The sequence below is a fragment of the Priestia sp. 53B2 genome, from assembly GCF_056099005.1.
This window is the reverse complement of record NZ_JBLZXA010000009.1, coordinates 193077-218657: the sequence shown is the minus strand read 5'-3', so window position 1 is coordinate 218657 and position 25581 is coordinate 193077. Positions and strand designations below refer to the sequence as shown.

24 protein-coding genes are annotated in these 25581 nt (G+C 37.0%); 15 read left to right on the top strand and 9 right to left on the bottom strand.

Going from position 1 to position 25581, the window contains the following annotated elements; translation table 11 throughout:
* The first annotated feature begins 77 nt into the window (after positions 1-77).
* The 9 genes from ACN6NE_RS10310 to fabZ all read left to right on the top strand — a co-directional run bounded on the left by ACN6NE_RS10310 (position 78) and on the right by fabZ (position 8361).
* Positions 78-818, top strand: coding sequence for a YwmB family TATA-box binding protein (locus ACN6NE_RS10310; protein ID WP_013059796.1), 741 nt, complete (start codon positions 78-80; stop codon positions 816-818).
* A gap of 31 nt (positions 819-849) precedes the next feature.
* On the top strand, positions 850-2154 hold the full coding sequence (gene murA, locus ACN6NE_RS10305; RefSeq protein ID WP_013059795.1) for a UDP-N-acetylglucosamine 1-carboxyvinyltransferase: 1305 nt from the start codon (positions 850-852) through the stop codon (positions 2152-2154).
* 162 nt (positions 2155-2316) lie between these two features.
* Entirely contained in the window at positions 2317-3339 is a 1023-nt protein-coding gene (gene spoIID, locus ACN6NE_RS10300) for a stage II sporulation protein D (protein WP_129705453.1), read from the top strand.
* Positions 3340-3501: 162 nt separating this feature from the next.
* Positions 3502-4332, top strand: coding sequence for a M23 family metallopeptidase (locus ACN6NE_RS10295; protein WP_129705451.1), 831 nt, complete (start codon positions 3502-3504; stop codon positions 4330-4332).
* Between the two features lie 275 nt (positions 4333-4607).
* Positions 4608-4871, top strand: coding sequence for a sporulation transcriptional regulator SpoIIID (gene spoIIID / locus ACN6NE_RS10290; protein WP_013059792.1), 264 nt, complete (start codon positions 4608-4610; stop codon positions 4869-4871).
* 186 nt (positions 4872-5057) lie between these two features.
* The gene (gene mreB / locus ACN6NE_RS10285; RefSeq protein WP_013059791.1) at positions 5058-6059 is read left to right on the top strand and encodes a rod shape-determining protein; all 1002 of its coding nucleotides are present in this window, start codon (positions 5058-5060) and stop codon (positions 6057-6059) included.
* Between the two features lie 114 nt (positions 6060-6173).
* A complete protein-coding gene (locus ACN6NE_RS10280) occupies positions 6174-6998 on the top strand; it encodes a flagellar hook-basal body protein (protein ID WP_129705449.1) in 825 nt (274 codons plus the stop codon).
* A 23-nt stretch (positions 6999-7021) separates the two neighbouring features.
* Positions 7022-7843: a flagellar hook-basal body protein gene (locus ACN6NE_RS10275; protein WP_474325296.1), complete on the top strand. Its 822-nt coding sequence runs from the start codon at positions 7022-7024 to the stop codon at positions 7841-7843.
* 83 nt (positions 7844-7926) lie between these two features.
* Positions 7927-8361: a 3-hydroxyacyl-ACP dehydratase FabZ gene (fabZ, locus tag ACN6NE_RS10270; RefSeq protein ID WP_013059788.1), complete on the top strand. Its 435-nt coding sequence runs from the start codon at positions 7927-7929 to the stop codon at positions 8359-8361.
* Between the two features lie 28 nt (positions 8362-8389).
* Here the strand turns inward: fabZ and ACN6NE_RS10265 are convergent, their stop codons facing one another.
* Positions 8390-8812, bottom strand: a complete 423-nt coding sequence (locus tag ACN6NE_RS10265) for a helix-turn-helix domain-containing protein (protein WP_474325295.1) — start codon at positions 8810-8812, stop codon at positions 8390-8392.
* 317 nt (positions 8813-9129) lie between these two features.
* Here ACN6NE_RS10265 and ACN6NE_RS10260 point away from each other — a divergent pair, with 317 nt between their 5' ends.
* Positions 9130-9309 carry a hypothetical protein gene (locus ACN6NE_RS10260; RefSeq protein WP_029715128.1) on the top strand — a complete coding sequence of 60 codons (180 nt, stop codon included), beginning with the start codon at positions 9130-9132 and terminating at the stop codon, positions 9307-9309.
* A gap of 26 nt (positions 9310-9335) precedes the next feature.
* Here ACN6NE_RS10260 and ACN6NE_RS10255 read toward each other — a convergent pair whose 3' ends face one another.
* A complete protein-coding gene (locus ACN6NE_RS10255; RefSeq protein WP_014457773.1) occupies positions 9336-9773 on the bottom strand; it encodes a YwpF-like family protein in 438 nt (145 codons plus the stop codon).
* Between the two features lie 96 nt (positions 9774-9869).
* Here ACN6NE_RS10255 and ssb point away from each other — a divergent pair, with 96 nt between their 5' ends.
* The gene (gene ssb, locus ACN6NE_RS10250) at positions 9870-10232 is read left to right on the top strand and encodes a single-stranded DNA-binding protein (protein ID WP_129705445.1); all 363 of its coding nucleotides are present in this window, start codon (positions 9870-9872) and stop codon (positions 10230-10232) included.
* Positions 10233-10768: 536 nt separating this feature from the next.
* Here ssb and ACN6NE_RS10245 read toward each other — a convergent pair.
* The 3 genes from ACN6NE_RS10245 to ACN6NE_RS10235 form a co-directional block, all read right to left on the bottom strand.
* Entirely contained in the window at positions 10769-11815 is a 1047-nt protein-coding gene (locus ACN6NE_RS10245) for a C40 family peptidase (RefSeq protein WP_129705443.1), read from the bottom strand.
* A gap of 297 nt (positions 11816-12112) precedes the next feature.
* Entirely contained in the window at positions 12113-14743 is a 2631-nt protein-coding gene (locus tag ACN6NE_RS10240; RefSeq protein ID WP_474325294.1) for a DEAD/DEAH box helicase, read from the bottom strand.
* Complete coding sequence (locus tag ACN6NE_RS10235; RefSeq protein WP_474325293.1) at positions 14736-16298, bottom strand: replication initiation protein; 1563 nt, start codon at positions 16296-16298, stop codon at positions 14736-14738. Before ACN6NE_RS10235 ends, ACN6NE_RS10240 begins: the two co-directional genes overlap by 8 nt.
* 241 nt (positions 16299-16539) lie before the next feature.
* Between ACN6NE_RS10235 and galU the strand changes: the two genes are divergently transcribed.
* From galU to ACN6NE_RS10220, 3 genes are all read left to right on the top strand, one after another.
* Entirely contained in the window at positions 16540-17424 is an 885-nt protein-coding gene (gene galU, locus ACN6NE_RS10230; protein ID WP_129705437.1) for a UTP--glucose-1-phosphate uridylyltransferase GalU, read from the top strand.
* A gap of 245 nt (positions 17425-17669) precedes the next feature.
* Positions 17670-18953 (top strand): nucleotide sugar dehydrogenase, encoded by a 1284-nt coding sequence (locus ACN6NE_RS10225; protein WP_474325292.1) that lies wholly within the window; start codon positions 17670-17672, stop codon positions 18951-18953.
* A gap of 66 nt (positions 18954-19019) precedes the next feature.
* Positions 19020-19727, top strand: coding sequence for a WecB/TagA/CpsF family glycosyltransferase (locus tag ACN6NE_RS10220; RefSeq protein WP_129705434.1), 708 nt, complete (start codon positions 19020-19022; stop codon positions 19725-19727).
* Positions 19728-19763: 36 nt separating this feature from the next.
* Here the strand turns inward: ACN6NE_RS10220 and ACN6NE_RS10215 are convergent, their stop codons facing one another.
* Both ACN6NE_RS10215 and ACN6NE_RS10210 read right to left on the bottom strand, forming a co-directional pair.
* Positions 19764-21293, bottom strand: coding sequence for a flotillin family protein (locus ACN6NE_RS10215; RefSeq protein ID WP_057244806.1), 1530 nt, complete (start codon positions 21291-21293; stop codon positions 19764-19766).
* Positions 21294-21313: 20 nt separating this feature from the next.
* Positions 21314-21847 (bottom strand): NfeD family membrane protein, encoded by a 534-nt coding sequence (locus tag ACN6NE_RS10210; RefSeq protein ID WP_129705432.1) that lies wholly within the window; start codon positions 21845-21847, stop codon positions 21314-21316.
* Positions 21848-22476: 629 nt separating this feature from the next.
* Between ACN6NE_RS10210 and ACN6NE_RS10205 the strand changes: the two genes are divergently transcribed.
* Entirely contained in the window at positions 22477-23529 is a 1053-nt protein-coding gene (locus ACN6NE_RS10205; protein WP_013059776.1) for a glycosyltransferase family 4 protein, read from the top strand.
* A gap of 38 nt (positions 23530-23567) precedes the next feature.
* Here the strand turns inward: ACN6NE_RS10205 and ACN6NE_RS10200 are convergent, their stop codons facing one another.
* Both ACN6NE_RS10200 and ACN6NE_RS10195 read right to left on the bottom strand, forming a co-directional pair.
* Positions 23568-24566, bottom strand: coding sequence for an LCP family protein (locus tag ACN6NE_RS10200; protein ID WP_129705430.1), 999 nt, complete (start codon positions 24564-24566; stop codon positions 23568-23570).
* Between the two features lie 195 nt (positions 24567-24761).
* Positions 24762-25397, bottom strand: coding sequence for a YigZ family protein (locus tag ACN6NE_RS10195; protein WP_129705429.1), 636 nt, complete (start codon positions 25395-25397; stop codon positions 24762-24764).
* Between the last annotated feature and the right edge of the window lie 184 nt (positions 25398-25581).

Sequence of the window (25581 nt, the reverse complement as noted above, 5' to 3'; positions counted from 1 at the left end):
CTAAATATGACGACCCTTTTCATGTATGTATCATCGCCTTCTGGAAAGACTGATGAGTACGGAGAGGGAGTGGCGAAATGTTTAAAAAAATTAGTGTCTTTTTGGCTATTTTCATTACTGGTTTATTCGTATATCATGGAAGTTATGTGAGCAATGCCCAAAACAATGAAACTACTATTGAGAAGATTGTTCACACCTTAAATAAGCAGCATGTTTCGTTAACTGAAGTATCGTTGTATGCAAGAGAAGAAGTAAAAGCTGTTACTGACCAAAAAACCTTTTATTCACAAGCTAAAAGTATTAAAAGTAATTTTAGAGGTTTTAAATGGGAAGTGAAGAGGGAAAGAGACCTATGGAAAGCAATAGGTACACGCAAAAGTGAAGATGTGAACGAAGTCATTCTGTTAACTTATGCGATCGATGAACACAGCAATGCGTACATATCGTATCATGTAACGGGACAAGGTTTAAAAGAAAAAAATATGACCCATTTTCAAAATGTATTTCAGACAAATTATGAAAAAATTTTCCTATCAGAACCCATAATTTTCTCTTGTGCAACAGGGGAAATCAATGATAAGATGGAAAGTGTTTTGTCTGTTGAAATTCAAGACCTATTACGAGCTTTCAATGCTAAACCAGTGGAATCTCTAGTGGAAGAGTCATTTACCTCTGTTTCAGCATATACTGGACTGTGGAAAGAAGCTCTTCAAACGAAAAAGCAGGAAATGAACTTACAAATTGCATTACGCAAGACAAGAATGGGCGGTCAAACAACCATAGTTGTTGGCACACCTATCATTACGTCTGAATATTAATATAGAGAAAATGGACGCGGAGGGGAATACCTTGGAAAAAATCATCGTCCGCGGTGGAAATAGATTAAGCGGTACAGTTAAAGTTGAAGGAGCAAAAAACGCCGTTTTACCTATTATCACTGCAACCTTATTAGCTAGTGAAGGAAAAACAATTCTAAATGATGTACCAGCTCTCTCCGATGTATTTACGATTGGCGAAGTTTTAAGACATCTGAATGCAGAAGTGGATTTTGAAACGAATCGTGTAGTTGTAGATGCATCAAGAGAGTTAAAAACAGATGCACCTTTTGAATATGTAAGAAAAATGCGCGCTTCAGTACTTGTAATGGGTCCTTTATTGGCGCGTACAGGTGAGGCTCGTGTAGCTTTACCTGGCGGATGTGCGATTGGATCAAGACCGATTGATCAGCATCTTAAAGGCTTTGAAGCAATGGGTGCTAAAGTTCAAGTAGGAAATGGTTTTATTGATGCAAAAGTTGAAGGAAGACTAAAAGGTGCTAAAATTTATTTAGACTTCCCAAGTGTAGGCGCCACAGAAAATATTATGATGGCAGCAGCATTAGCGGAAGGCACTACAATTATGGAAAACGTAGCAAAAGAACCTGAGATTGTCGACTTAGCAAACTTCTTAAACGCAATGGGCGCTAAAGTTCGCGGTGCAGGAACTGGTACGATCCGTATTGAAGGTGTTAATAAATTATATGGTGCAGAACATGCAATTATTCCAGATCGTATCGAAGCTGGAACATTCATGGTAGCAGCAGCTATTACAGGTGGAAACGTACTTGTACGCGGTGCAGTAGCAGAGCACATCAGTTCACTTGTTGCTAAAATGGAAGAAATGGGTGTTGAAATTACTGAAGAAGGCGACGGCTTACGTGTTGTAGGACCTGAAAAGCTAAAATCAGTAGATATTAAAACAATGCCTCATCCAGGGTTCCCTACGGATATGCAATCTCAAATGATGGCATTATTATTAGCAGCAGAAGGCACAAGTATGATTACAGAAACAGTTTTTGAGAACCGCTTTATGCACGTAGAAGAGTTTCGCCGCATGAACGCTGATATTAAAATTGAAGGGCGCTCTGTTATTATTAACGGACCTTCTCAACTACAAGGCGCTGAAGTAGCAGCAACAGATCTTCGTGCCGCAGCAGCGTTAACATTAGCAGGACTTGTAGCAGACGGCTATACGCGTGTAACGGAATTAAAACACCTTGATCGTGGTTATGTAAATTTCCACAATAAATTAGCCGCTTTAGGCGCTGATATTGAACGTGTAAATGACGAAACAAAGCAAGTAGAACAAACTCAACAGGCTTCAGACGTCAAGTAAATATGTCATAAAAAAAGCATCTCATAGCGAGATGCTTTTTTTGTCGTTGGACGACTCTTATGGCCGGTTTGCTGTCATAAAAGGTTGTCCACCTCCATACATATGGAATATAAGGATATAGGTGTTCCTTGTCAAAATAATAGATATGGAGGCTAGGCGTTCATGAAACAAGCAAAGCCAATCGTCGTACTAGGAGTCATCTTTTTTTTCGTTGTGTTACTCATCCCAACACTTCTCGTAGTTCCTTTTACTGAAAAGACAGATGGAAAGCTACATGAAAATGTCAAACAGACCCCAAAAACCGAAAAACTACAAAAAGTGACAGCGTCTCCTCTTGACGTCAGTGTTTATCGTACGGAAACGAAAAAAGTAGAAAAACTGCCGCTCGAAGACTATCTTGTAGGGGTAGTAGCAGCTGAAATGCCTGCTACTTTTGAACTTGAAGCACTTAAGGCTCAAAGTTTGGCAGCCAGAACCTATATTGTGCAAACTATGATGAATGGAAGTAGTCATCTTCCCGAAGGAGCGGATGTGACTGATACCGTAGAGTACCAAGTATATTTAAATAAAGATGAGCTAAGAAGCAGATGGAACAAAGACTATGATTGGAAAATCAAAAAAATTCAAGAAGCAGTGAAGGAAACCCAAGGTCAAATTCTTACGTATAAAAATAAGCCAATTAATGCTACGTTCTTTTCTACCAGCAATGGTTACACTGAAAATTCAGAAGCGTATTGGAAAAATTCTATTCCTTATCTAAAAAGTGTAGCTAGTCCATGGGATAAAAAGTCCCCTGAATTTACAAATCAGAAAGTAATGTCTGTTGCTAGCTTTGAACAGAGGCTTGGAGTGAAATTAACAAACAGTGGATCAGTAGGTGAAATCGTCTCTAGAACGCCGGGGCAGCGCGTAGATTACGTAAAGATAAACGGTAAAGAACTGTCGGGAAAAGATGTTCGGGAAAAACTGGGTTTATCGTCAGCCGACTTTCATTGGACAAAAAAAGGTAATGAAATTATCATCAACACAAAAGGATATGGACATGGTATTGGGATGAGTCAGTACGGAGCAAATGGTATGGCACTGGAAGGAAAAACGTATAAAGATATTGTTACTCATTATTATACAGGTGTTGCGATTACCCCTAACGATCAGTTTGTTGCACAATTGACAGCTAAACGCTAATTCAAAGACCCTTATAGCAGGGTCTTTTTTTATGGTTTTCACTTTTTTTAAATAAAATGTATATTTTAGATTCATCTGTTGAAAAATAATCGAAAAAAATTTTTTATCGCTGTGTATATATTCATTCAATTGTGTTCAGACTGATTGCTGAGGTGATGATATATGAGAGAGGAAGAAAAGAAACGTACTTCTCCAAAATCGAAAGTTCAAAAATTAGTTAGAAAGCGTTGGGTGTTCCCGGCTATCTATTTAGCGAGTGCAGCAATTATTCTTACAGCAGTCCTTTGGTTTCAAGCTAATGGAAACGATATTAGCAAAGAAGACAAAAGCGGCTATAGCCAAGACGGTACGGCTTATCGAGACGACGCTGTAGAGGTAAATGCTTCGCTTGAAAATTTAAAAATGCCAGTTGCTAGTGAAGCATCAGCTATCGTGAAAAAGCCTTTCTACGACGATCAAGCATCTGAAAAACAACAAGAAGAAGCACTAGTTTTCTACAACAATACGTATCATCCAAACACAGGTGTTGACTTAGCTGTTAAGGGAGATAAATCATTTGATGTTGTAGCAGCAGCTAGCGGCACAGTAACAAAATCAACAAAAGATCCTTTACTAGGTTATGTAGTAGAAATTGATCACAAAGATGGTTTAGTAACACAGTATCAATCTCTTGAGAAAGCTGATGTAGAAGTAGGAGATATTGTTAAACAAGGCCAAACGATCGCAAAAGCTGGAAAAAGCTTATATAACCAAGAAGCAAAAACACATGTGCACTTTGAAGTTCGTAAAGATGGTGTAGCAATTAATCCAAGCAGTTATTTTGGAAAATCTGTTAGTTCTATCAAAGAAGTCAAAGCAGCTGAAGTGACAGAACCAAAAGACGACTCTTCTTCTGAAGAATCAAAGGATAGCGAAAAATCATCTGATGAAAAGACTAAAGAAGATAAAGATTCAAAACAACCTTCAACAGATACTTCTAAACCAAATGCATAATGCAAGACCATAAATACGAAAAGAAGCCGGATAAAACCGAGCTTCTTTTTTTATGAATTTTTCTAAAATGAGATGCATTATGTTAAAAAAGTAAATAAAAAACACTAAATTTTCAAAAAAATATAAGAAATCACTTGTCCTTACTGACTTTTCTAGCATATATCTGCACACAAGCTAATAAACTGTTACAAACCTATAAAGAGAATGTTAGAAAAGGGATAATATATACATTCCCTTGGATACTTCTCATATCCAATTTGGGGAGGGCGAGTAGTGTGCACGATTACATCAAAGAGAGAACTATCAAGATTGGAAAGTATATTGTAGAAACAAAGAAAACGGTTCGTGTAATTGCGAAAGAATTTGGCGTTTCGAAAAGTACTGTCCATAAAGATTTAACAGAGCGTCTACCGGAAATAAATCCTGAGTTAGCAAATGAAGTAAAAGAAATTCTTGATTATCATAAATCTATTCGGCATTTGCGTGGAGGAGAAGCAACAAAATTAAAGTACAAAAAGGAAGAAGAAACTGTAAAATGACAAAATGCCCGATATTGCCTTTTTTATAGAGGTAGTATAGGGCATTTTATTTTTTGGATAAAATAGGTATATAATAAATATTTTTGCTAATAACAACATACATATACAAATTGTGATAAAATAGTAAATTAGGAAAAAAGAATGGTTATCATGCAAAGATATGTAAATAGAAGGAGGATTTAAGGTATGTTAGCAAAAGACATTGGTATCGATTTAGGTACAGCTAACGTCTTAATTCACGTTAAAGGCAAAGGAATTGTGTTAAATGAACCGTCTGTTGTGGCGATTGATAAAAATACAAATAGAGTGCTAGCAGTAGGGGAAGAAGCGAGGCGTATGGTAGGAAGAACGCCCAGTAATATTATTGCCATTCGTCCCTTAAAAGATGGTGTTATCGCTGACTTCGAAATTACAGAGTCTATGCTCAAACACTTTATTAACAAATTAAATGTAAAAGGTTTTTTATCCAAGCCTCGCATTTTAATTTGTTGTCCAACAAATATTACCTCTGTTGAACAAAAAGCAATTCGCGAAGCTGCTGAAAAGAGCGGTGGAAAAACTATTTATTTGGAAGAAGAACCAAAAGTTGCGGCTATTGGCGCTGGAATGGATATCTTTCAGCCGAGCGGAAATATGGTCGTAGATATTGGTGGAGGTACAACCGATGTGGCTGTCCTTTCAATGGGCGATATCGTAACAGCAGCTTCTATTAAGATGGCTGGTGATCGTTTTGATGCCGAAATTTTGCAGTACATTAAGCAAAAATATAAGCTCTTAATTGGAGAGCGTACAGCAGAAGAAATTAAAGTGAAAATTGGTACGGTGTTTCCTAAAGCTCGTAATGAAGAGCTGGACATTCGAGGGCGAGACATGGTTTCAGGCCTACCTCGTACGGTTACTGTTTATTCTGAAGAAGTAGAGGAGGCACTTAGAGAGTCTGTCAGCGTCATTGTACAAGCTTCGAAAAGTGTATTAGAGCGTACACCTCCCGAACTTTCTGCCGATATTATAGACAGAGGCGTTATTTTAACTGGCGGTGGAGCATTGCTTCACGGTATGGATCAGCTGTTAGCGGAAGAATTAAAGGTGCCTGTGCTAATTGCAGAAAATCCAATGGGTTGTGTAGCTGTTGGAACAGGTATTATGCTCGATAATATTGATAAACTATCTCGTCGCAATATTGTTTAAATAAATGAAGACTCCTCTATTGGCTCGTTTCATACAGAGGAGTCTCTTCTTTTATCTATCATACTCTGTGAGCTGGCTATAACGAACAACGTTTACTTGTAAGGAGGATGAAGTATGTTTAAAGGGTTTTACACGGCAGCAGCGGGTATGCTGTCTCAACAGCGTCAAACTGACTTATTAACGAATAACATAGCAAATGCTAATACGCCAGGATTTAAAGCAGATCAAGGTACGTTAAAGGCATTTCCTGATATGTTGCTGCAGCGAATGGAATCTGAAGATTTACCCACTGACCGTAGCATCTCTGTTCAGAACAAAAAAGACATAGGTGCGATTAATACGGGCGTGTATATGCAAGAAACAGTTCCAAATTTTACACAAGGTGATCTTCAGCAAACGTCTCAATCAACTGATATTGCATTGATGGAGCAAAATATGCCTACAAAAGAGGGCGGACTATTTTTTGTGGTACAAAGCCCTGATAATACGCCTCAATATACAAGAAACAGTAATTTTACATTAGATCAGGAAGGGTTTTTAACTACGTCTACCGGAGCTTATATATTAAATACAAATAATCAACCAATTCAACTAAAAAGTGAAAACTTTACAGTTGATTCACAAGGTAACGTAACGGAAAATAATCAGCAGGTTGCACAAATCAATATTGCTTATGCTAGTGACTTACAAACGATTAAAAAGGCAGGGAATGGATTGTATGAAACGCTGAACAATCAGCCCTTGCCTTCAGCAAGGAATAACCCAGGCATTTCTTATCAGTTAAAGCAAGGATTTGTTGAACGTTCCAATGTAGATGCTGCTCAAAGTATGACTGATTTACTAACGGCTTACAGAGCTTTTGAGGCAAATCAAAAAATAATGCAAGCTTACGATAGAAGCATGGATAAAGCGGCAAATGAAATTGGGCGTGTGCGCTAAAAGCAACAGGGGAGATGAGAAGGATGAACCGTACAATGATAACAGCGGCCAATACGATGGGACAGCTGCAGCTGCAGCTTGATGTCATTGGTCATAATCTATCTAATACAAATACGACAGGATATAAAGCGAGAGATGCTTCATTTAATGATATGCTGTATCAACAAGTAAACAATCAAGAAGATAAGGGAACAGAAAAGCGACTTACGCCAGCCGGAATTCGGCAAGGCACAGGCGCTTATTTAGATCAAACGAGCTTGAATATGACGCAGGGTGCTTTTCAGAATACAGATAAACTATTAGATGTAGCTGCATCAAATCCAAACGTTTATTTTCAAGTTGCCGTAAACGATTCCCAACAGCCTGTACAATATACGCGAGATGGTTCTTTTCATCTTAGCCCTGAAGGCCCGAACAGTGTTAAATTAGTAAACGGTTTTGGTCAGGATGTGCTGGGGGAAAATGGTCAAGCTATTATTTTCAGTAACACGTTCAAAGATATACAAATTGATGGAAGTGGAACGATAACGGTTACTACGAATACGGGCGTTAACCAGTTTACACTTGGGTTAACAAATGTCCAAAAGCCGCAAGTGCTAGAAGCTAAAGGAGAAAATCTATTTGCCTTTCCAGCAGGGATGAACCAACCGAATATGTTTACAGATTTGACTGGAAAAGCTCGAGAAACAGCAGGCGTAGAGCAAGGGAAATTGGAACAGTCCAATGTAGATTTGAGCAAAGAACTCACTGATATGTCCATTGCTCAACGTGCGTATCAATTTAATTCCCGCTCTATTTCAATTGCAGATCAAATGATGGGCTTGGTTAATGGAATCAGAGCTTAAGCAAGTAGTTGCTTCTCAATTGAGCATTCTGTATATTGATAATAGTATCGTATGTTACATGCGGTTTGAAAGGAGACTTATTTATGCTTGATATTGAACAAATTAAAGAAATTATTCCACACCGATATCCATTTTTATTGGTCGATCGTATTTTAGAAGTGGAAGAGGGAAAAAAAGCAGTTGGTTTAAAAAACGTATCTGCCAATGAAGAATTTTTTAACGGGCATTTCCCTGACTATCCTGTGATGCCAGGGGTTTTAATTGTAGAAGCTTTGGCTCAGGTAGGAGCAGTAGCTATGCTAAAAAAAGAAGAAAATCAAGGACGTTTAGCATTTTTTGCAGGCATTGACAACTGCCGTTTTAAAAAGCAAGTAAGACCTGGTGATCAACTGCGTTTAGAGGTTGAAATTGTACGTGCGCGTGGATCTATTGGCAAAGGAAAAGGTATCGCAACGGTAGATGGAGAGTTAGTCTGCGAAACAGATATTATGTTTGCTTTAGGCGATAAAAAAGAATAGTACATAAGAGCTGCTGATGCAGCTTTTTTTATTGGCGCTGCAAAGCAGAAAAAAGTTTCTTTAATAAAGGTATAATATCCGTTAGCAACTCTTTTTGAAGTGTTGGCGACAGAGATGAAAATTGTAAGAGCACATGTTTCAATAAGGGCTGTTTATCTATGAGGGTTAAAATGGTCTCGTCGTGTGAATCCGATTCACATTTTCTTGTTAAGTAAAGAAGTTGGAAGTCATGTAAATGATCTTGTTTATAAGAGGAAGGCTCAATAAGTTGGTCCAGCGTAATTTGAAAACAATTACATAGAGATAGAAAATCAAAAATGGAAGGCGTTTGTTTCGAACATTCCCATTTTGAAATAGTTGTACGAGAAACATTCAACTGATTTGCTAATTCTTCTTGTGAAAATCCTCCTTTTAGTCTGAAATGTTTAATTGTTTCTCCAAAATCCTTCATATGCATCACCTGATTTCGTAAAGATAAGTATATGTCTTATTGTTCGAATGTAGTTCATGTTCTTTGTAACATGCTGAATTCGCACAATATGAAACATATACACTTTACCTTCTGCAATAAAGGGAATAAAACCTGTTTTTATTTCTTTTTTTTCTCTAAAAAGATTCATTTTTCTGCATGGATATAAAAAAAAGAACAAAAATAGAGGTTTTTATAGTAAAAAAATCCTATTTTTTGTTCGGTATATTGAAAAAAATGGTTGAATAACGGGGAAAAATGCATTAATATACGAATTACAAAGAAAAAGGAGTGAAAAAATGACAAATTTTTATTTAAAAAGGCAAGGCGCTCGCATAAGAGATAATCGCTTCAAACGTTCTAGTTGTGCTCATTTATTTTTAGGAAAAAAAGAAAGGTACCTCTCCAGTGAGTTCTCTTTTCTTTACCCTTCTCATGGACCAACGAAAAAGACCGCAAATAATAATCCTCTCTTTTAAATCCAGACACCTTGAGATGACTTGACTTATTTTTTAGATGTACTTTTTATCGGTCTGTTTCGAAGCTGCAGTTTGAACTGTTGAAGTAAATCTTGACCTGATAACCCTTGGTTAATTAAATCCTCTAAGAGCATTTCAGCATAATGAAGTCTCCGTTCTTTTAAAACACCTTTCATCAACAAACTAATACGATTTTCACCAATTGAAGTAATGGAAGCCACGGTAGCTATAAAGGTAGCCGGATCATTTGTTTCTTTCGTAATTTTAGCTTCTACCGTCATTTTTTGTTTATCTTTCAACAAAACATGAAATTCATCGTACCATTTCTTATCGATAACTGCTTCTAAAATCCAGTTATTTTCGCCGTCTTCTTTATTAATAATAAGGCCATTAGTTAGTGAGACAGACTGACGCTTTTCTTGATCATCAACCAATTGAAATGACACAAGTTTAAATGTTTTCATTGATGTTTCCTCCTTTACGTAAATAATAGGTTATCCATATTATAACATGAATGAGCTTAAAGATTCCCATTATTCAATCAGTTGGAGTGGTAGACTATGATTAACCATATTGTTCTTGTAGGAAGACTGATAAAAAAACCTGAGCTTCGATATACCCATGAAGGGATTGCAGTATCTACTATTACTTTAGCAATTAATCGAACGTTTCGAAATGTTGAGGGTGAATATGATGCTGATTTTGTCAACATTACTCTGTGGAGAAAAAATGCAGAAAATACGGCTGCTTACTGTGATAAAGGAGCGGTTGTAGGTGTGGTAGGGCGTATACAAACGCGCATATTTGAAAATAACCTTCAGCAACGAGTATATATGACCGACGTTGTGGCTGATGCTGTTAAGTTTTTAAGTGGAAAACCATCCGGTTCTTCTTCATTTGATTCAAATCAGCAAGAAGAATAAAGTTATCTAGTATGAAAGGGGGTGATTAGTTGAGCTAAGGTTTTAATTCCTCTTATCTATCATAATAGAAGATAGATCCTCTTTAAGAGCAAGGCTCTTTCTATATTCTCAAGAGAGAAAATTAAAGTATTCACTATCCCCGAACTATTCCTCTATTTCAGCCGTTAAATCATTTAACGGTTTTTTTCTGTATATAAGAGGTTGAGACATAACTGAATTAATGCAATCTAAAGACAAACAAATGGGGTGAGCTAGTATGGATCACTTGTTACACCACTGTTGATTTCCGTACAAGGCTTCGCTTTCCGCGGACGGCCGATGAGCCTCCTCGTCACTTGCGCGCGGTCTCATCTATTCTTCTTTTCTCGCAGGAGTCTTCGCTTTGCCCTCCACTCAACAGCTAGAAGCACCTACATATATGAAACCTACGTCCACCCTACCAATGAAAAGATCCGAACGAGTTTGATTCTCCATCAAGAATCAAACTCGTTCGGATCTTCCTTCAACTAAAATACTTTTGTTTCAGCTTCTATTAATTATTTAGAAAATCTTTTTGCACCTAAGTAGCGCTTGCTCCAGTAGCTGTTATCTAAGCTTGCAATGGTTACACCCGTAGAAGATCCAGCATGAATAAATTGACGATTACCAAGGTAAATGCCCATATGTGTAGGACCGCTAGAATATGTATTAAAAAACACTAAGTCTCCAGGCTGTGGATTACTGACGGGTGTTGATACACTCCAATAACCAGCCGTCGTATAGCGAGTTGTAGAAATTTGTTGTTTCGTTATGTAATAAATGAATCCGCTGCAGTCAAAACCAGAAGGAGTTGTGCCACCCCATTTGTAAGGAACACCTATATAACGTTTTGCATCTGAAATCATTTGCGATACATTTAATGTGCCGTTAGAAGTTGAAGGTGTGGATGTACTTGGTTTTGTTGTTGGCGTAGTTGTTTGGCTGCTTTTTGATACCTTTAATTGTTGATTTACATAAATCGTATTAGACGTTAATCCGTTTATTTGTTTTAGCTCACTGACGCTCATGTGAAATGTCGAAGCTATTTTAGATAGGCTATCTCCACGCTGAACTTTGTAAGTTCCGTTTGCATCCTTAGAAGGAGTTTCTGCTGGTTTACTCGTAGTTGGAGTCGATGCGCTATTGCTTCCATTTACTTTTAACGTTTGATTAATATAAATAATGTTAGAAGAAAGAACGTTCAAACGTTTTAATTCTTCTACGCTCATATTAAAACGAGTAGCAACTTTCCAAAGGGTATCGCCGCTTTGAACTTTATAGGTTGAACCAGTAGCAGGAGCTGAAGGCTTTTCTTCTTTATTAGATGGTTGAGAGGTTGAAGCAGAAGGAATCGATAACGTTTGTCCTATGTGAATTGTATTTGAAGATAACTTATTTACGCTTTTTAAAGCTTCTACTGTTGTATGGTATTTGGTAGATAATGACCAAAGTGTATCTCCAGCTTTCACTTGAACAGTTGAAGCAGATGCTTCAGCTGAAGCTTGATATAAGAATGTCCCGCCAACAATGGCGCCTAGAGATAAAGCGAGCTGCCTTTTTTTCATTAATAAATCCCCCTAATTATGTAAATGTTTCGTATTTATTTTTCCAATATGTCTATTAAATTACAAAAATATTATATGTATAAATATGCTGGAATTTAAAGAGAAAGTAAAGGGGCTTTTTCGCTATAAAAATACCTTTTTATTCAAAAAACGCTATTTATTGCGCTTTTTGTATCTTTATCAGTAGCTGGAGAGTGATTTGCACTTATTTTTTTGTGTCGAATGATCTAATAAAAAAAGAGGACAAGTAAAAAAGTCCTCTTTTTAGTAACGTTGTAACACATTTTATAATTTTCCTTATTCATTTCTGTATGCAAGAAGCTCTTGTAGTTCTTTATTAGAAAGTTCTGTTACCCATTGATCTCCTTGGATGAGTTCATTGTTTAGATGTTGTTTTTGATTGATCACTTCATCAATTTTCTCTTCAATCGTTCCTCTTGTAATAAACTTGTGAACATGAACAAATTTATTCTGCCCAATTCGATGGGCGCGATCGGTTGCTTGGTTTTCAACGGCTGGGTTCCACCATCGGTCAAAATGAATAACGTGATTTGCAGCTGTTAAATTCAATCCAGTTCCACCTGCGCGAAGAGAAAGGATAAAGATGGCTTTTTTTCTTGCTTGAAATTGAGCAACCATTGCATCTCTTTGTTCTTTTGACAAACTTCCGTGAAGGAATAAAACCGGCTCGTTGATTTCTTTTTCTAAGGTTCTTTGCAGCATGAGTCCTGTTTCAATATACTGAGTAAAGATTAAACAGCTTTCTTGCTGTGTGCGAATGCTCTCTACGAGTTCAATAATTTTTTCACTTTTATGAGATCGCCGTACCGTTTGTTTAGCTGCACTTTCCTTTAAGTACAAAGCTGGATGATTGCATAATAATTTTAGCTTATTTAGTGTTTGCAAAATCATGCCTTTTCGTTCAAATCCTGTTTTTTCCTCTGTTTCTTGAAGCATTCCTTGAACTAGCTCCTGGTAAAGTGAAGCTTGTTCCGCTGTCAGCGGGATATATTCTTTTTGTTCTTGTTTATCAGGCAGTGAGCGGGCGATGTTTTTATCTTGTTTTGTTCTTCTCAATAAGAAAGGCTGAATGAGTGCTTTAAGCTCAACAGTTCGTTTAGGTTTCTCGCCTTTTTCAATGCCTGCTACAAATCGGTTTTTAAATGAATTGATTGTTCCTAAGTAACCAGGATTGATGAATTCAAATAATGACCATAGTTCCAGCAGACGGTTTTCAATTGGAGTTCCAGTAAGTGCAATTTTGTGTCTTCCTTGCAGCTGACGGATGGCTCTCGCCTGTTTAGTCTGCGGGTTTTTAACATGTTGTGCTTCGTCTAAGGAAATGCTGTTCCACATAAACCCTTTCAACAATTCGACATCCAAAAGAGCAACTTGATAAGTCGTGATCACAACATCAATACTTTCACATATCTTCTCAAATGCGTCTCCGTTGGTTCTTTTCGGCCCGTAATGAACATGAACACGAAGAGAAGGGGCAAATTTCTGTAATTCTTTTTCCCAGTTTCCAATTAAAGAAGTTGGACAAATGATAAGAGAAGGAGAGCTATGTAACTGATGAATATTTGTTAAATAACTAATTAATTGAATGGTTTTACCTAGCCCCATGTCATCTGCTAGACATCCTCCTAAGTAAAACTTTCTCAAAAACATGAGCCAATTCAAACCTTGTTGCTGATAAGGTCTTAATGCACCTTTAAATTCAGAGGGAGGCAGCACTTCCGGCAGCCGTTCTAAATCCGTTAAGGATGTAATAAATGATTGAAAGGAAGCGGGGAGTTGGAACTCAACTTTTACCTCTTCTTCATCGGTTTTACTGTCTGCCATGTAGGTTAGCTTCGTTTTTAAAATTTCATGAATTGAGACGCCTTTTTTACTAGCTTCTTTAACAATTTTCTGCGCTTGTTTAATTAATCTAGAATCCAGTTGAATCCACTGTCCGTTAATAGATAATAATCGGCGTTTTTGTTCGACTAATTTCCGAAACTCTTCTTCTGAGAAAGTTTGATCGCCAATAGAAAATGACCAGCGGAAGCTGCTGATAGCTTGTTTACCAAACAATGCAGATGAAGTATTTTCTATAGCGCCAGATACTTTTATGGTGGCTTTTTTTAATGATTCCCACCAGCTTGGCAAATGGATAGAGACACCTTGTTTAATCAATGCTACACTATCTTGAGTTAGAAATTCCCATACTTCCTCATCTGTTAGGACAGACTGAATAAACGCTCCTTTTTGGTATAAAGTAGGAGCCAATGCTTTCCATCGTTTGTGTTCGTAAGCGATATATGATTCGTAGTGATTCCACTCTTTAGGAAGCGTTCTTCCCAGTATAAAAGGTTCTTTGGCTTCATCGTGGGGAATCACGAATGTTTCAGCCGTCCATACATCTCCATCGGTCGTTGGCTCTACAATACGCAATGAAAGGTCAAAGGGAGGATTATAGCTCTCGCCTTCTATGCTTATTAAAAAGTCCTTTCCTTCTTTTTTTAATAGGCTCTCTTTAATTTGTGCTCGCCACTCTTGCTCATCAGCTTGTGAAAGCGATCCAGTCATTTGTTTTTTAAAAGGAAGAGAATGAAATTTCCCTTGGATAATCCTCTTTGTCATATCGACTGCAATTTGCTGATAAGCTTCCGCTGAAGCGGACAAAGCCGGTTTCAACACATGCTGTTGAATAGGTAATTGTATGAAAGTGAACATTTGCCATGCAGAAAGAAGAATTCCTTTTTTTCCATTAATCTCAACCTGTGTAGCTTCGCTTCCGTAATAGGTCTGTTCATGCCATAAAAACAGCGCATCTTTCCATGTATCAGGGAGCAAAATTTGGCCGCTAGGTGATACACAGTAGAGAAAAAAGTCACCGTGTACAGGTTCGACTTCAAGTGTTAAATGAAACAAATCAAACATTCAGTAAATCTCCTTTTTCTAATAGTTGTTGAAACGCGCGCTGTTTCTTCGTTTTTATCGCTAATTCTTCTATATAATGTTCCCATAGTAGAGAGCGATTCATTTGTAGATAAAGTCTCTTTAATTCTTGTAAGTAGATATAGGCTTCTTGATAACTGCTTTTCTTTTTTTCATAAATCAGCTTTGAAATCATTTGATGATAAAGAGGAATAACCAGCTTTTCATCTTTTTGTTTTAAGGCTTCTATCGTTTGCTCGTCATATTTGATGCTGTCATATTGAAGAAGCACCTGTAATTCAACCCAATTTTTCAATTGGTCAGAAGCATATAGAAAATCACTGTATTCAATAAAACTATAGGGAAGTAATGTTTGCAATGCTTCAGTATACAAAGTTTGATCGTTCGTTAAGTCTTTATAGTGCTGAAATAAATTTACAATCATGGAGACCATGTTTCGGCTTCCTTGATAAGTAGTCGGAACGGTGCGTACGTAATCTCCTATATAGGCCATTATATAAGAGCCCCACTGAGCAAAGCGGTCAGTTTCTTTTTCGTGCAATAAATCATTTAACCAAGGAATAAGATAGGGAATCATTTGTAGTGTTTCATCGCTCAAACGTTCTTTTGCTTCGCCATCTTTTTCTTGAAGGAATAAAAGATAGGAAAGAGCTGTATTGTTTATAAAAGAACCGTGCTTGGCTTTTAATTCGCGTTCCTCAGTTTTTCGCCACTTTTCTAACGTGAAGACTTTTTGCCAAATAACGCGATAAATCTCAATACGTTCATATTGTAAAGGCATATCTTTATGTAATAATTCTCGGATGTATGGAATGCTGTCCTTTATAATAGATAATGCATCTCCATCGTATTTCGTTTGCTTTAATGAATCAGCGGTAGTATAAATTTCATTTGTTATTTTGTAGACGTGACTATATACAAATGATTCCTCGATGTTAGTAGAAAGCTGATGTGCCTGTAATTGAGCTGATAGTTTATAGAATGTATGGACCGCTCCATACATACAAAATAAAGCATAAAGCAATGGATGGTCAGGAGCCTTTTTCACTAAAGAACGGTAATAGTACTGATAATATTCATGATAAATGGAACGGTCATTTTCGTTCCGCCCCTGCATAAAAAGCGTATACTGCTCCTCAAAAGTTTGTCTCCACTCTTGAAAAGTTGCCTTCGGCTTTTTTAACACTTGTTTGGCAGATAGCATAGTCAAAGCTGCTTTTTCATGGTTTCGCCATTTTTTGAATAGGGGCGCAAGCGGTTCTATTAATGAATACATATAAAAAAACGCTGCAAAGCAGTGTTCACAAAATCCGTTATGCTGACAAGAACAGGTACTTTCAGGGAGCAGCTGCTTGTTTAGTTCAACATAAAACGAATCGATTTTAACGTTTAATATCTGTTCATCATTGTGCAAAATGAAGAATGAATGGGTACGGTAAAGGTCTAGTCCTGCTTGGGCATTCGTACGATAGCGTGCATCACTGTACGGGAAATGATGTATAAATTGGTGCTGTAAGTGATCTGAAAACGAACTCATAATCCCATTCCTTTCTATACATAAGTGGAGCATAAAATTATATTTATAAGTGATTAATTTTCTTTTCATTATAAAGGATAAAAATAGAATTATACAAAATCTTTTGTTATGATAAAGCAGAATCCAACATGACTCTTTATAAAAAGAAATGGACTCAACATGACTTTGTGTACATACTCAATCGCAGACTTACTATACTATAACCAATAAGCACGATTGACATTGACAGGAGGAAAAGTAAGTGAAAATTCGTAAAGCTATTATTCCAGCAGCTGGATTAGGGACACGCTTTTTGCCGGCTACAAAAGCACAGCCTAAAGAAATGCTGCCAATTGTAGATAAACCAACGATTCAATACATTGTGGAAGAAGCAGTAGCATCAGGTATTGAAGATATTTTAATTGTAAGCGGTCGCGGAAAAAGAGCAATCGAAGACCATTTTGATAAATCATATGAGTTAGAAGAAACATTGGCCGCAAAAGAAAAGTGGGACATGCTTGAAGAAGTGCAGGGGATTTCGAATTTGGCTAATGTTCACTACATTCGTCAAAAGGAACCTAAAGGATTAGGTCATGCCATTCACTGTGCAAGAAGTTTTATCGGAGATGAACCTTTTGCTGTTATGCTAGGCGATGATGTAGTTCAATCAGAAACACCTTGTTTGAAACAGTTAATGGACGTATACGAAAAATATGAATGCGCTGTAGTTGGTGTACAGGAGGTGCCTAGAAAAGAAACTTCAAAGTACGGAATTGTAGGTCCTAAAGGAGAGCCTCTTGAAAAAGGATTATTAGACGTAGAAACGCTCATTGAAAAACCGAATCCAGAAGAGGCCCCTTCAGGCTATGCAATTATGGGGCGCTATATTTTAACACCGGAAATTTTTGATATCTTAAGCAGAGAAGAGATTGGCGCAGGAGGAGAAATTCAATTAACAGATGCTATTTTACGTCTGAATGAATTCCAACGTGTTCTTGCTTATTATTTCGAAGGAAAACGTTATGATGTTGGAGATAAATTTGGATTTATTAAAGCAACAATTGATTTAGCTCTGCAAAGAGAACCGCTGCGAGAAGAGTTAGTGAGCTATTTTAGAGAAATTGTCGAAAAAGAAGGGCATATGTAAAATATATTTACTAGGGGAACTATTGGGAATCAAGGAGATTTTCAATAGTTCTTTTGGGTTAGAGCTCGTTGCACAAAAGATGGTTATATCGTTTATTGATGAATTCTCATAAAATGTTACATAATAATAAGTAAAAGAAATTATTTCATGTTTTTATATAAATGCTATCATGAAATGACATTTTTCGATATAATATCAGATAGGTTTTATTTATTAAGCATGTCATATAAAGGAGATTTTCTGCAATGACAAAGAAATTGTGTGTAGTTGGTTTAGGATATATAGGTTTACCGACAGCTGTTATGTTTGCCAATCACGGCTTATATGTACATGGTGTCGACGTAAATGAAAAAGCAGTAGAATTAATTAAAAATAAGCAACTTCATATAGAAGAAAACGGCTTACAAGAACGTTTAGAATCAGCAGTTGACAAAGGACACTTCACGGTAGGCACAACAGCTGAAGAGGCGGATATTTTTATTATTGCTGTACCATCACCAATTAATGAAGATAAAACGGCAAACTTGAACTATGTTCGGGAAGCGACAAAATCGATTGTTCCTTACGTTCGTAAAGGAAATTTAGTAATTTTAGAATCCACAGTTCCTCCGCGTACAGTAGAAGACGTTATGCTACCTGTGCTAAAAGAAACTGATTTAGAATTAGGCAGTGAGTTATTTGTTTCTCATTCACCTGAACGCGTTATTCCAGGAAAGGTATTTGAGGAACTAGTAAATAATGACCGTATTGTTGGTGGTATTAACGAAGAGTCTAGTCGTTTGACTGTTGAGCTTTATAAAACATTTGTAAAAGGAAATATTCACGTAACGGATGCTACAACAGCTGAAATGGTGAAAGTAATCGAAAACACATATCGTGATGTAAACATTGCGTTTGCAAATGAGCTGGCAAAAATTAGTGAAAAAATTGGTGTAAATGCGTGGGAAGCGATTAAGTTAGCGAACTATCATCCACGTGTAAACATTCATTTACCAGGTCCTGGTGTAGGCGGCCACTGTATTGCTGTTGACCCTTGGTTCTTAACGGAGCTTCAGCCAGAACTGGCAAAAATCATTTCTCTTTCTCGTCATACAAATGATTCAATGCCTGAATATACAGCGTTGAAAACGAAAAGCCTACTAGATGAAAAGGGCATTCAACATGGACGTGTAGCTGTTTTAGGTTTAGCTTTTAAAGGAAATATTGACGATATGCGTGAAAGTCCATCAACAGATGTACTTCATCATTTAGAAAAGCTGGGCGTTGATTACACAGCCTTTGATCCTCATATCAAAGAGAATAAAATCGAACGTCAGACGCAAAGTTTGGATGAAGCTGTTGCACATGCGGATGTGATTCTTATTTTAACAGATCATAATGAGTTCAAAGAGCTTCTTCCATCAGCTGTTGAAAATCACATGCGTACAAAAGTTATTTTTGATACGAAAAACTGCATTCAGCGTGATCAATGGAAAGCAGCAGGCTTTGACGTAGTGTTACTTGGTGATTCAAAAGTTTCTACTTTATAAAAAGACGGGCTGAACAGCCTGTCTTTCGTTTGTAAAAAACTAAAAAATCAACATACGGGTGATTTAATGAAGGAAAACATCTTAGGAATAGACGTTTGTAGCGACACGTACGATGAGCTAGCGGCAAAGTTACTTCAGGATATAGATAAAGGCCGAAAATCATTTATTGTAGCAATCAACCCTGAAAAAATTATGAAAGCACAAGAAGATCAGGAATTAAAGTCACTATTAAATCAAGCGACTTATCAAATTCCAGATGGAATCGGTGTGATTTTAGCTTCAAAGCTCAAAAAGGGCCGTATTCGTGAGCGTGTAACGGGTATTGATATGATGCTGAAGCTGTGTAAAGAAGCAACGAATAACGGTAAAAGAATTTTTTTATACGGAGCCAAGCCTGGAATTGCAGATGAAGCCAAAGCTAAGTTGGAAGAGATGTTTCCAGGGATTTTAATTGTTGGAACATTAAATGGCTACGAAAAAAATGAAGAAGTCATTGAACGTAAGATTAATGATTCAGGAGCAGAAATTGTTTTTGTGGCTTTAGGCAGTCCAGCCCAAGAAAATTGGATTATTGCTCATAAAGAGAAACTTAATCCTTCTGTTTATCAAGGCGTAGGGGGCTCGTTCGATGTTATTTCAGGACGATTGAACCGAGCACCTGCTGTTTTTCAAAAGTTTGGTTTAGAGTGGCTTTATCGACTGTTAAAAGAACCATGGAGATGGAAGCGTCAGTTAGAATTACCTAGGTTTCTTCTTCGAGTGTTAAGAGGTTAAAAAAGCATGCGGATTATATCCGCATGCTTTTTATTTTTAGATATCTTCTTTCTTGTTTTGTTGCTTGATTTCATCCGTTAGTTCGTGCAAGCTTTGTCGCACATTTCCTTTTCCAGAAAAGTTTTCAATCAATTCCTTCACATCTATACCTGAGGATGCTTTCAGCGATTCTTGAAGAGAAGACATTAAATTTGTTGCATAGCCAGTCACTTTATTAGCTCCGCTGTTTTCACCGTTGCTTCCTGTATCCACAACCGTAATTTTGTCGATATTTGCTAAAGGACTTGCAACTTGTTTTGCATATTCAGGAAGCATCTTGATAATCATATCTAAAATAGCCGCTTGACCGAACTGCTCGAATGCTTCAGCTACTTTTTGTTTAGCTTCTGCTTCAGCTAAACCTTTTAAGCGGATAATCTCAGCTTCAGATTCACCTTGGGCACGCTGAGCTTCAGCCTTTGCTAAACCATCAATTCGAACGCGTTCAGCTTCAGCTTTAGCCATTGCTTCAATTCGATATTTGTTGGCGTCTGCTTCAGCAAGCTGTTTTGCTTTTTCAGCTTCTGCGGATTGCTCAACAGAGTAACGATCTGCATCTGCTTTCTTCTTTACTTCAGAATCGTATTGACGTTCACGACGAAGAATTTCTTTTTCTTCTAATTCAATTTGTTTCTGACGTTCAATAATGCGGATTTGCATTTCTTGTTCTGTTACATCTTGTTTTGCGCGAGCCGTTTCTAGATCATATGCTTGGTCAGCACGAGCTTTGGCAATATCTTGTTCGCGACGATATTCAGCGGTTTTTAACTGATTCATCTTTTCAGCTTCCGCGATTTCTGTATTTCGCTCAAGCTCCGCTTTTTGGGCATCTTTATGAGCCTCAGCACGCTTGATTCTTGTTTCTTTTTCAGCTTCAGCTGTTGCAATGTCAGCATCTCGCTTCACTTGAGCAATACGAGGTTTCCCTAGAGATTCTAGATAGCCGTTCTTATCCCGAACGTCTTTAATTGTAAACGATACAATAATTAAACCCATTTTAGCCAGATCTTGTGAAGCTACGCGCTGTACTTCTTGAGAGAATTTTTCACGGTTTTTATAAATTTCTTCTACCGTCATAGAACCAAGAATCGAGCGAAGGTGACCTTCTAAGACTTCTCTAGCTTCGGTTTCACGATCTTCTTTTGCTTTGCCTAAAAACTGCTCAGCGGCCGTTGCAATTTCTGAAATAGAACCTCCAATTTTAATGATTGATACCCCATCAGCCATAACAGGAACACCTTGTTCTGTATATACTTCAGGTGTAGATACTTCCAGTTTGCTTGACAGCAAGCTCAGAGGCTCAGCCTGCTGAAAAACTGGCAGCACAAACGTACCACCGCCGCGAACAATTTTAATGCGGTTTCCGGATTCATCGACGTGCACGTTTTTATTTCCCAAATAGCTTCCTGTTACAATTAACGCTTCATCTGGACCTGCGGTACGGTATTTTGTAATAAATACGGCAATCAGCGCAATTAATAAAAAAACAACAATTCCAATGACAACTAATATAGGTGTTGAAAACATAAAACTCCCCCTAATACTATTTATAATGAGTGATTGGTCATAACTTCTTCATAAATCACAACGAGTGCGTTGCCCCTTTGTATATCTACAACAAGAACTTTGCTGCCTAAAGGTATAGCAGTGTTTTTAAAGCTGGCAGCGGGTTTGGAGATAGTGCCGCTAACCCCCTCGATAAATACTTCTCCATAACCATCTGCAGGAACGGAAGTAATAATGGTACCAAGTCTTCCTTTTAACGAATCTTCAGTAAAAGCAAGAGACTCTTCAGCCGATGATAAAGGAATCAATACAAAAACGTTGAGCAAAATAAGAAGTAGAAGGGCAATAAGAGCGGAAATCGAAATAATCCAATAATTTTGCAATGACGTATAGGTGAACAAATATCCACTGGCACTAAAGAATGTTAAAAAAGAAAAAAGAAGAGTGGGGTTAAAAAAAGGTATCGCTTCAGATAATCCATCTAACAAATCGCTAAATAAAATGTATAAGAAGGTGAGACTTCCGCAGATAATTAATCCATATAAATACACTGTTTGAACAGATAGACCGAACATAGTTCATTCAACACCCCCTTTATGTAAGATGATTGATGCTGTTTCTACTATTTATTACGAACCGTATCGAAATAAGTTTCATTTTTTTTGATAAAATTCCTTTTTTTGTTTAATTTTATCTCTATCCATTTCACTATATTTTAACTTTTAACTGATATAAGATAAGGACAACGATTCAGTGAATGTGGTTTGAGGTAGTGGACATGCATAGGTCAAAAGTTTGTTCATATAATGAGTGGGGCCATGTGAAATAAAAATAAAGGTTTAAATATGCTTAATAAAAAGGAAAAAGAGTTAGAGATGACGAATAAATTAGACGAAAAGGGGGGAGTTCGCTTATATTTTAATAAAGTATAGTAAAGAAAATGTTCTACATAAAATAACCACATAAGAATAAAGTAAATCAGCTGTTTATACACCAAAAAATACAGTTCTTTTCTACTGATAGTTTGTAAATGTGCTAATTTTTGAGAATAAATTTCTATTTAAGTAGTAGAATCATTGTGATATAATCCATTTTGGGATAAGTAAGTAATTATTGTTATACACAATTTGAAATACTATCCAATTATATAAAGTTGGATACATTTTTTATGGTTTTGGTTAACATAAACCTGAGGAGGGTCTCCATGCTATATTTGACCTTGTTTATTTGTTTTATTACATCTATTCTGATCACTCCGCTGGTTAAGAAGCTGGCGTTTAAAATAGGTGCAACGGATAAACCAAATCAACGAAAAGTTCATCAAAAAATTATGCCTCGCCTTGGAGGTTTGGCGATATTTTTTAGTTTTCTTATTGGATACCTCGTTTTACAGCCTGACAGTAAATATGCGCTGCCGATTTTAATCGGAAGCATCATTATCATCATTACCGGTGTCTTAGATGATATGATTGAGCTATCCGCTAAAATCAAATTAGGCGGTCAGCTAGTAGCGACATTAATTGTTGTTGTATACGGTGGAGTCCAAATTGACTTCATTAACTTGCCGTTTGGCGGAAAATTAGAATTCGGAATGTTAAGTATTCCAATTACGGTATTATGGATTGTAGGAATTACCAATGCTATTAATTTAATTGATGGATTGGATGGATTAGCTGCCGGCGTTTCCTCTATTGTATTGATTACCATCTCGGGTATGGCTATTATGATGGGCAATGTGTTTGTGACAAGCATGGGTTTCATCGTATTGGGAAGTACGCTCGGATTTTTGTTTTACAACTTTCACCCCGCTAAGATTTTCATGGGCGATACAGGAGCACTATTTTTAGGCTATATGATTTCTGTATTGTCTCTGTTAGGATTTAAAAATGTAGCGGTTATTTCTTTCATTGTTCCAGTTATTATTTTAGGAGTACCAATTTCAGATACGTTCTTTGCTATTATTCGCCGAATCGTAAAAAATCAACCGCTATCGGCTCCTGACAAATCTCATTTGCATCATTGCTTGTTGCGCTTAGGGTACAGCCATAGACAAACGGTTTTAATTATTTATGGAATGAGTGCGATATTTGGTTTAGCGGCAGTTATCTTCTCAAAGGTACAAACAATGTGGGGGTCTTTTCTTGTACTAGCTATCCTCCTTGTAGCGATTGAAATTATCGTTGAAAAGATAGGGCTAGTTGATAAGACATATAGGCCAATTCTCAACATGGTTCGTGGGCTTCGTTTGAAAAATTAATTAAAAAGACCTCTTGGATATCCAAGAGGTCTTTTTAATTATTCTGTTGTATCTGAAGTTGATTCAATGCCTAAATGCTTGCGGAGCTTTTCACTTACTTTTTCTACTGAATTATTATCTAATTTGAAGTAGTAAACGCCGTTAATTTTTTCATCGCTGCCGTCTAAGTTAATGGTTTCGATGTCTACTTTTTTCGAAGCATAATCATAAAACGAAAGCATTTCACCGAACATTAAATTCGTTTTCATATTATCGCCAACAGCTTCGATAAGATTGCCATATTTATTTAGTGATCCAATGGAAGCAGCCTTTTTAATCATGGCTTCAATCAACTGCTGTTGTCTTTTTCCTCGCTCAATATCGTTGTCTTGTTTTCGTGTTCGAGCAACTGCTAACGCTTCTTCGCCATTTAAATGTTGATTTCCTGGTTTTAAGACAATAGCATTATGACGATCTTTTGAGTCCTTTTCACTCATCGCATAAGGTACATCAAAATCGATTCCCCCAAGTGAGTCTACAATGTCTGTGAAAGCTTTAAAATTCACTTTAACATAGTAATCAACAGGGACATTAAACAGCTGTTCTACCGTTTCTACAGTTGCTTTTGGACCTCCGTAAGCATGCGCATGAGTAATTTTATCTTTTTTGTTCACTTCAGGTATATAAACCCGCGAATCTCGAGGTATGCTTACAAGCTTTACGGTTTTATTTGTTTCGTTAAAGGTGGCCAAAATTAAAGCATCTGTACGGGCTGATTTTCCGAATTTCCTGGTTTCACTATCATCTACGCCCATAAATAAAATGGATATATCATCTTTTTTGGGATCGATTTTACGATCACGCATAGGAGAATTATCGCGATCTCCGAGCCCTTCATAAGAATCAGAAGCTACTGTTTTAGCTTTAACAAATAAATAAGAGCCATAAGCGGTTGCAGAAAGCCCTAAAATAAGGATAGGTAACAGAAAAAATGTAAAAAGCCTTCGTTTTCTTTTCCGTTTGTTTACTCTTTTTTGAAAACGTCTATATTGAGCCATACGGTTTCTCCTTTTATTCGTATATTCGAACACTTATTGTGACACTTAGTATGTGTTATAAATTGGAATGTATGAATCAAACTCGTCAAAGCTATGCATCTGTACGAGGTTTTTACTCATTGACAAGTAGCGCAACCATCAGAATAGTTGCGCTATCTATCAATTGTACAATGTTTTTTAATAAGAGTAAATAATTCATTCTACATCTTCTTCTAAATAGGTCGTCTCACCTGCTCGAATATCTGCTTGGCCGTTTGTTAGCTCGGTCATCCATTCAGTAAATGCTTCTGTTTGAGCTTCCTCTACAAATGTTTCAATTTCTACCATATCTGCGTAGTGGATTTCTTTTAATAGATAAATGGAACTGCGAAGCTCATTTTCTAATTTTCCAAGCCATGTATAGTCGACGGTTGTATGCATAACCGCCATGAGAGTTCGTTTGACTGTACCTAATTCATTTAACGCTTCGGAAACGGATTTTCCATACGCGCGCACCAAGCCACCTGCGCCCAATTTAATGCCTCCGAAATAGCGCGTAACGACGACCACCGTATCTTTTAAGCCTCTTTTTTTAAGCACTTCTAACATTGGTACGCCTGCTGTTCCACTTGGTTCTCCATCATCGTTTGCTTTTTGAAATTGATCTCGTTCTCCAATTAGGTAAGCTGAACAGTTATGAGTAGCATTCCAGTGCTGTTTTTTAATGTCTTGGATAAATTGCTGAGCTTCTTCCTCAGTTGTTACACGTTTCATATGACAAATGAATCTAGATTTTTGAATAGTGATTTCATGTGAACCTTCTTGTTTTACGGTATAATATTGTGATAACAATCAAAAAATCCTCCTTAGCGTTATAAATAGAAGAAAAACGGGTATTTACGTACTGTTTACTTGCTATTAGTATAAAATGTTTATGAAAAGACATCAATTAATCAAATTCAACATCACTTGAACAAGCTATAAAGAATATACGTTATAATAAAAGAGTGTGCAGGCTTGTATAGCTAAATAATGA

What these genes read in the sequence shown, in the direction of transcription:
- ACN6NE_RS10235 (WP_474325293.1), bottom strand. Translation starts at nt 16,298, where the DNA reads ATGAGTTCGTTTTCAGATCACTTACAGCACCAATTTATACATCATTTC.
- ACN6NE_RS10280 (WP_129705449.1), top strand. Translation starts at nt 6,174, where the DNA reads ATGTTTAAAGGGTTTTACACGGCAGCAGCGGGTATGCTGTCTCAACAG.
- fabZ (WP_013059788.1), top strand. Translation starts at nt 7,927, where the DNA reads ATGCTTGATATTGAACAAATTAAAGAAATTATTCCACACCGATATCCA.
- ACN6NE_RS10225 (WP_474325292.1), top strand. Translation starts at nt 17,670, where the DNA reads ATGACAAAGAAATTGTGTGTAGTTGGTTTAGGATATATAGGTTTACCG.
- ACN6NE_RS10245 (WP_129705443.1), bottom strand. Translation starts at nt 11,815, where the DNA reads ATGAAAAAAAGGCAGCTCGCTTTATCTCTAGGCGCCATTGTTGGCGGG.
- ACN6NE_RS10310 (WP_013059796.1), top strand. Translation starts at nt 78, where the DNA reads ATGTTTAAAAAAATTAGTGTCTTTTTGGCTATTTTCATTACTGGTTTA.
- mreB (WP_013059791.1), top strand. Translation starts at nt 5,058, where the DNA reads ATGTTAGCAAAAGACATTGGTATCGATTTAGGTACAGCTAACGTCTTA.
- ACN6NE_RS10210 (WP_129705432.1), bottom strand. Translation starts at nt 21,847, where the DNA reads ATGTTCGGTCTATCTGTTCAAACAGTGTATTTATATGGATTAATTATC.
- ACN6NE_RS10220 (WP_129705434.1), top strand. Translation starts at nt 19,020, where the DNA reads ATGAAGGAAAACATCTTAGGAATAGACGTTTGTAGCGACACGTACGAT.
- ACN6NE_RS10255 (WP_014457773.1), bottom strand. Translation starts at nt 9,773, where the DNA reads ATGAAAACATTTAAACTTGTGTCATTTCAATTGGTTGATGATCAAGAA.
- ssb (WP_129705445.1), top strand. Translation starts at nt 9,870, where the DNA reads ATGATTAACCATATTGTTCTTGTAGGAAGACTGATAAAAAAACCTGAG.
- ACN6NE_RS10215 (WP_057244806.1), bottom strand. Translation starts at nt 21,293, where the DNA reads ATGTTTTCAACACCTATATTAGTTGTCATTGGAATTGTTGTTTTTTTA.
- ACN6NE_RS10240 (WP_474325294.1), bottom strand. Translation starts at nt 14,743, where the DNA reads ATGTTTGATTTGTTTCATTTAACACTTGAAGTCGAACCTGTACACGGT.
- ACN6NE_RS10205 (WP_013059776.1), top strand. Translation starts at nt 22,477, where the DNA reads ATGCTATATTTGACCTTGTTTATTTGTTTTATTACATCTATTCTGATC.
- ACN6NE_RS10260 (WP_029715128.1), top strand. Translation starts at nt 9,130, where the DNA reads ATGACAAATTTTTATTTAAAAAGGCAAGGCGCTCGCATAAGAGATAAT.
- ACN6NE_RS10200 (WP_129705430.1), bottom strand. Translation starts at nt 24,566, where the DNA reads ATGGCTCAATATAGACGTTTTCAAAAAAGAGTAAACAAACGGAAAAGA.
- ACN6NE_RS10265 (WP_474325295.1), bottom strand. Translation starts at nt 8,812, where the DNA reads ATGAAGGATTTTGGAGAAACAATTAAACATTTCAGACTAAAAGGAGGA.
- ACN6NE_RS10295 (WP_129705451.1), top strand. Translation starts at nt 3,502, where the DNA reads ATGAGAGAGGAAGAAAAGAAACGTACTTCTCCAAAATCGAAAGTTCAA.
- ACN6NE_RS10275 (WP_474325296.1), top strand. Translation starts at nt 7,022, where the DNA reads ATGAACCGTACAATGATAACAGCGGCCAATACGATGGGACAGCTGCAG.
- spoIID (WP_129705453.1), top strand. Translation starts at nt 2,317, where the DNA reads ATGAAACAAGCAAAGCCAATCGTCGTACTAGGAGTCATCTTTTTTTTC.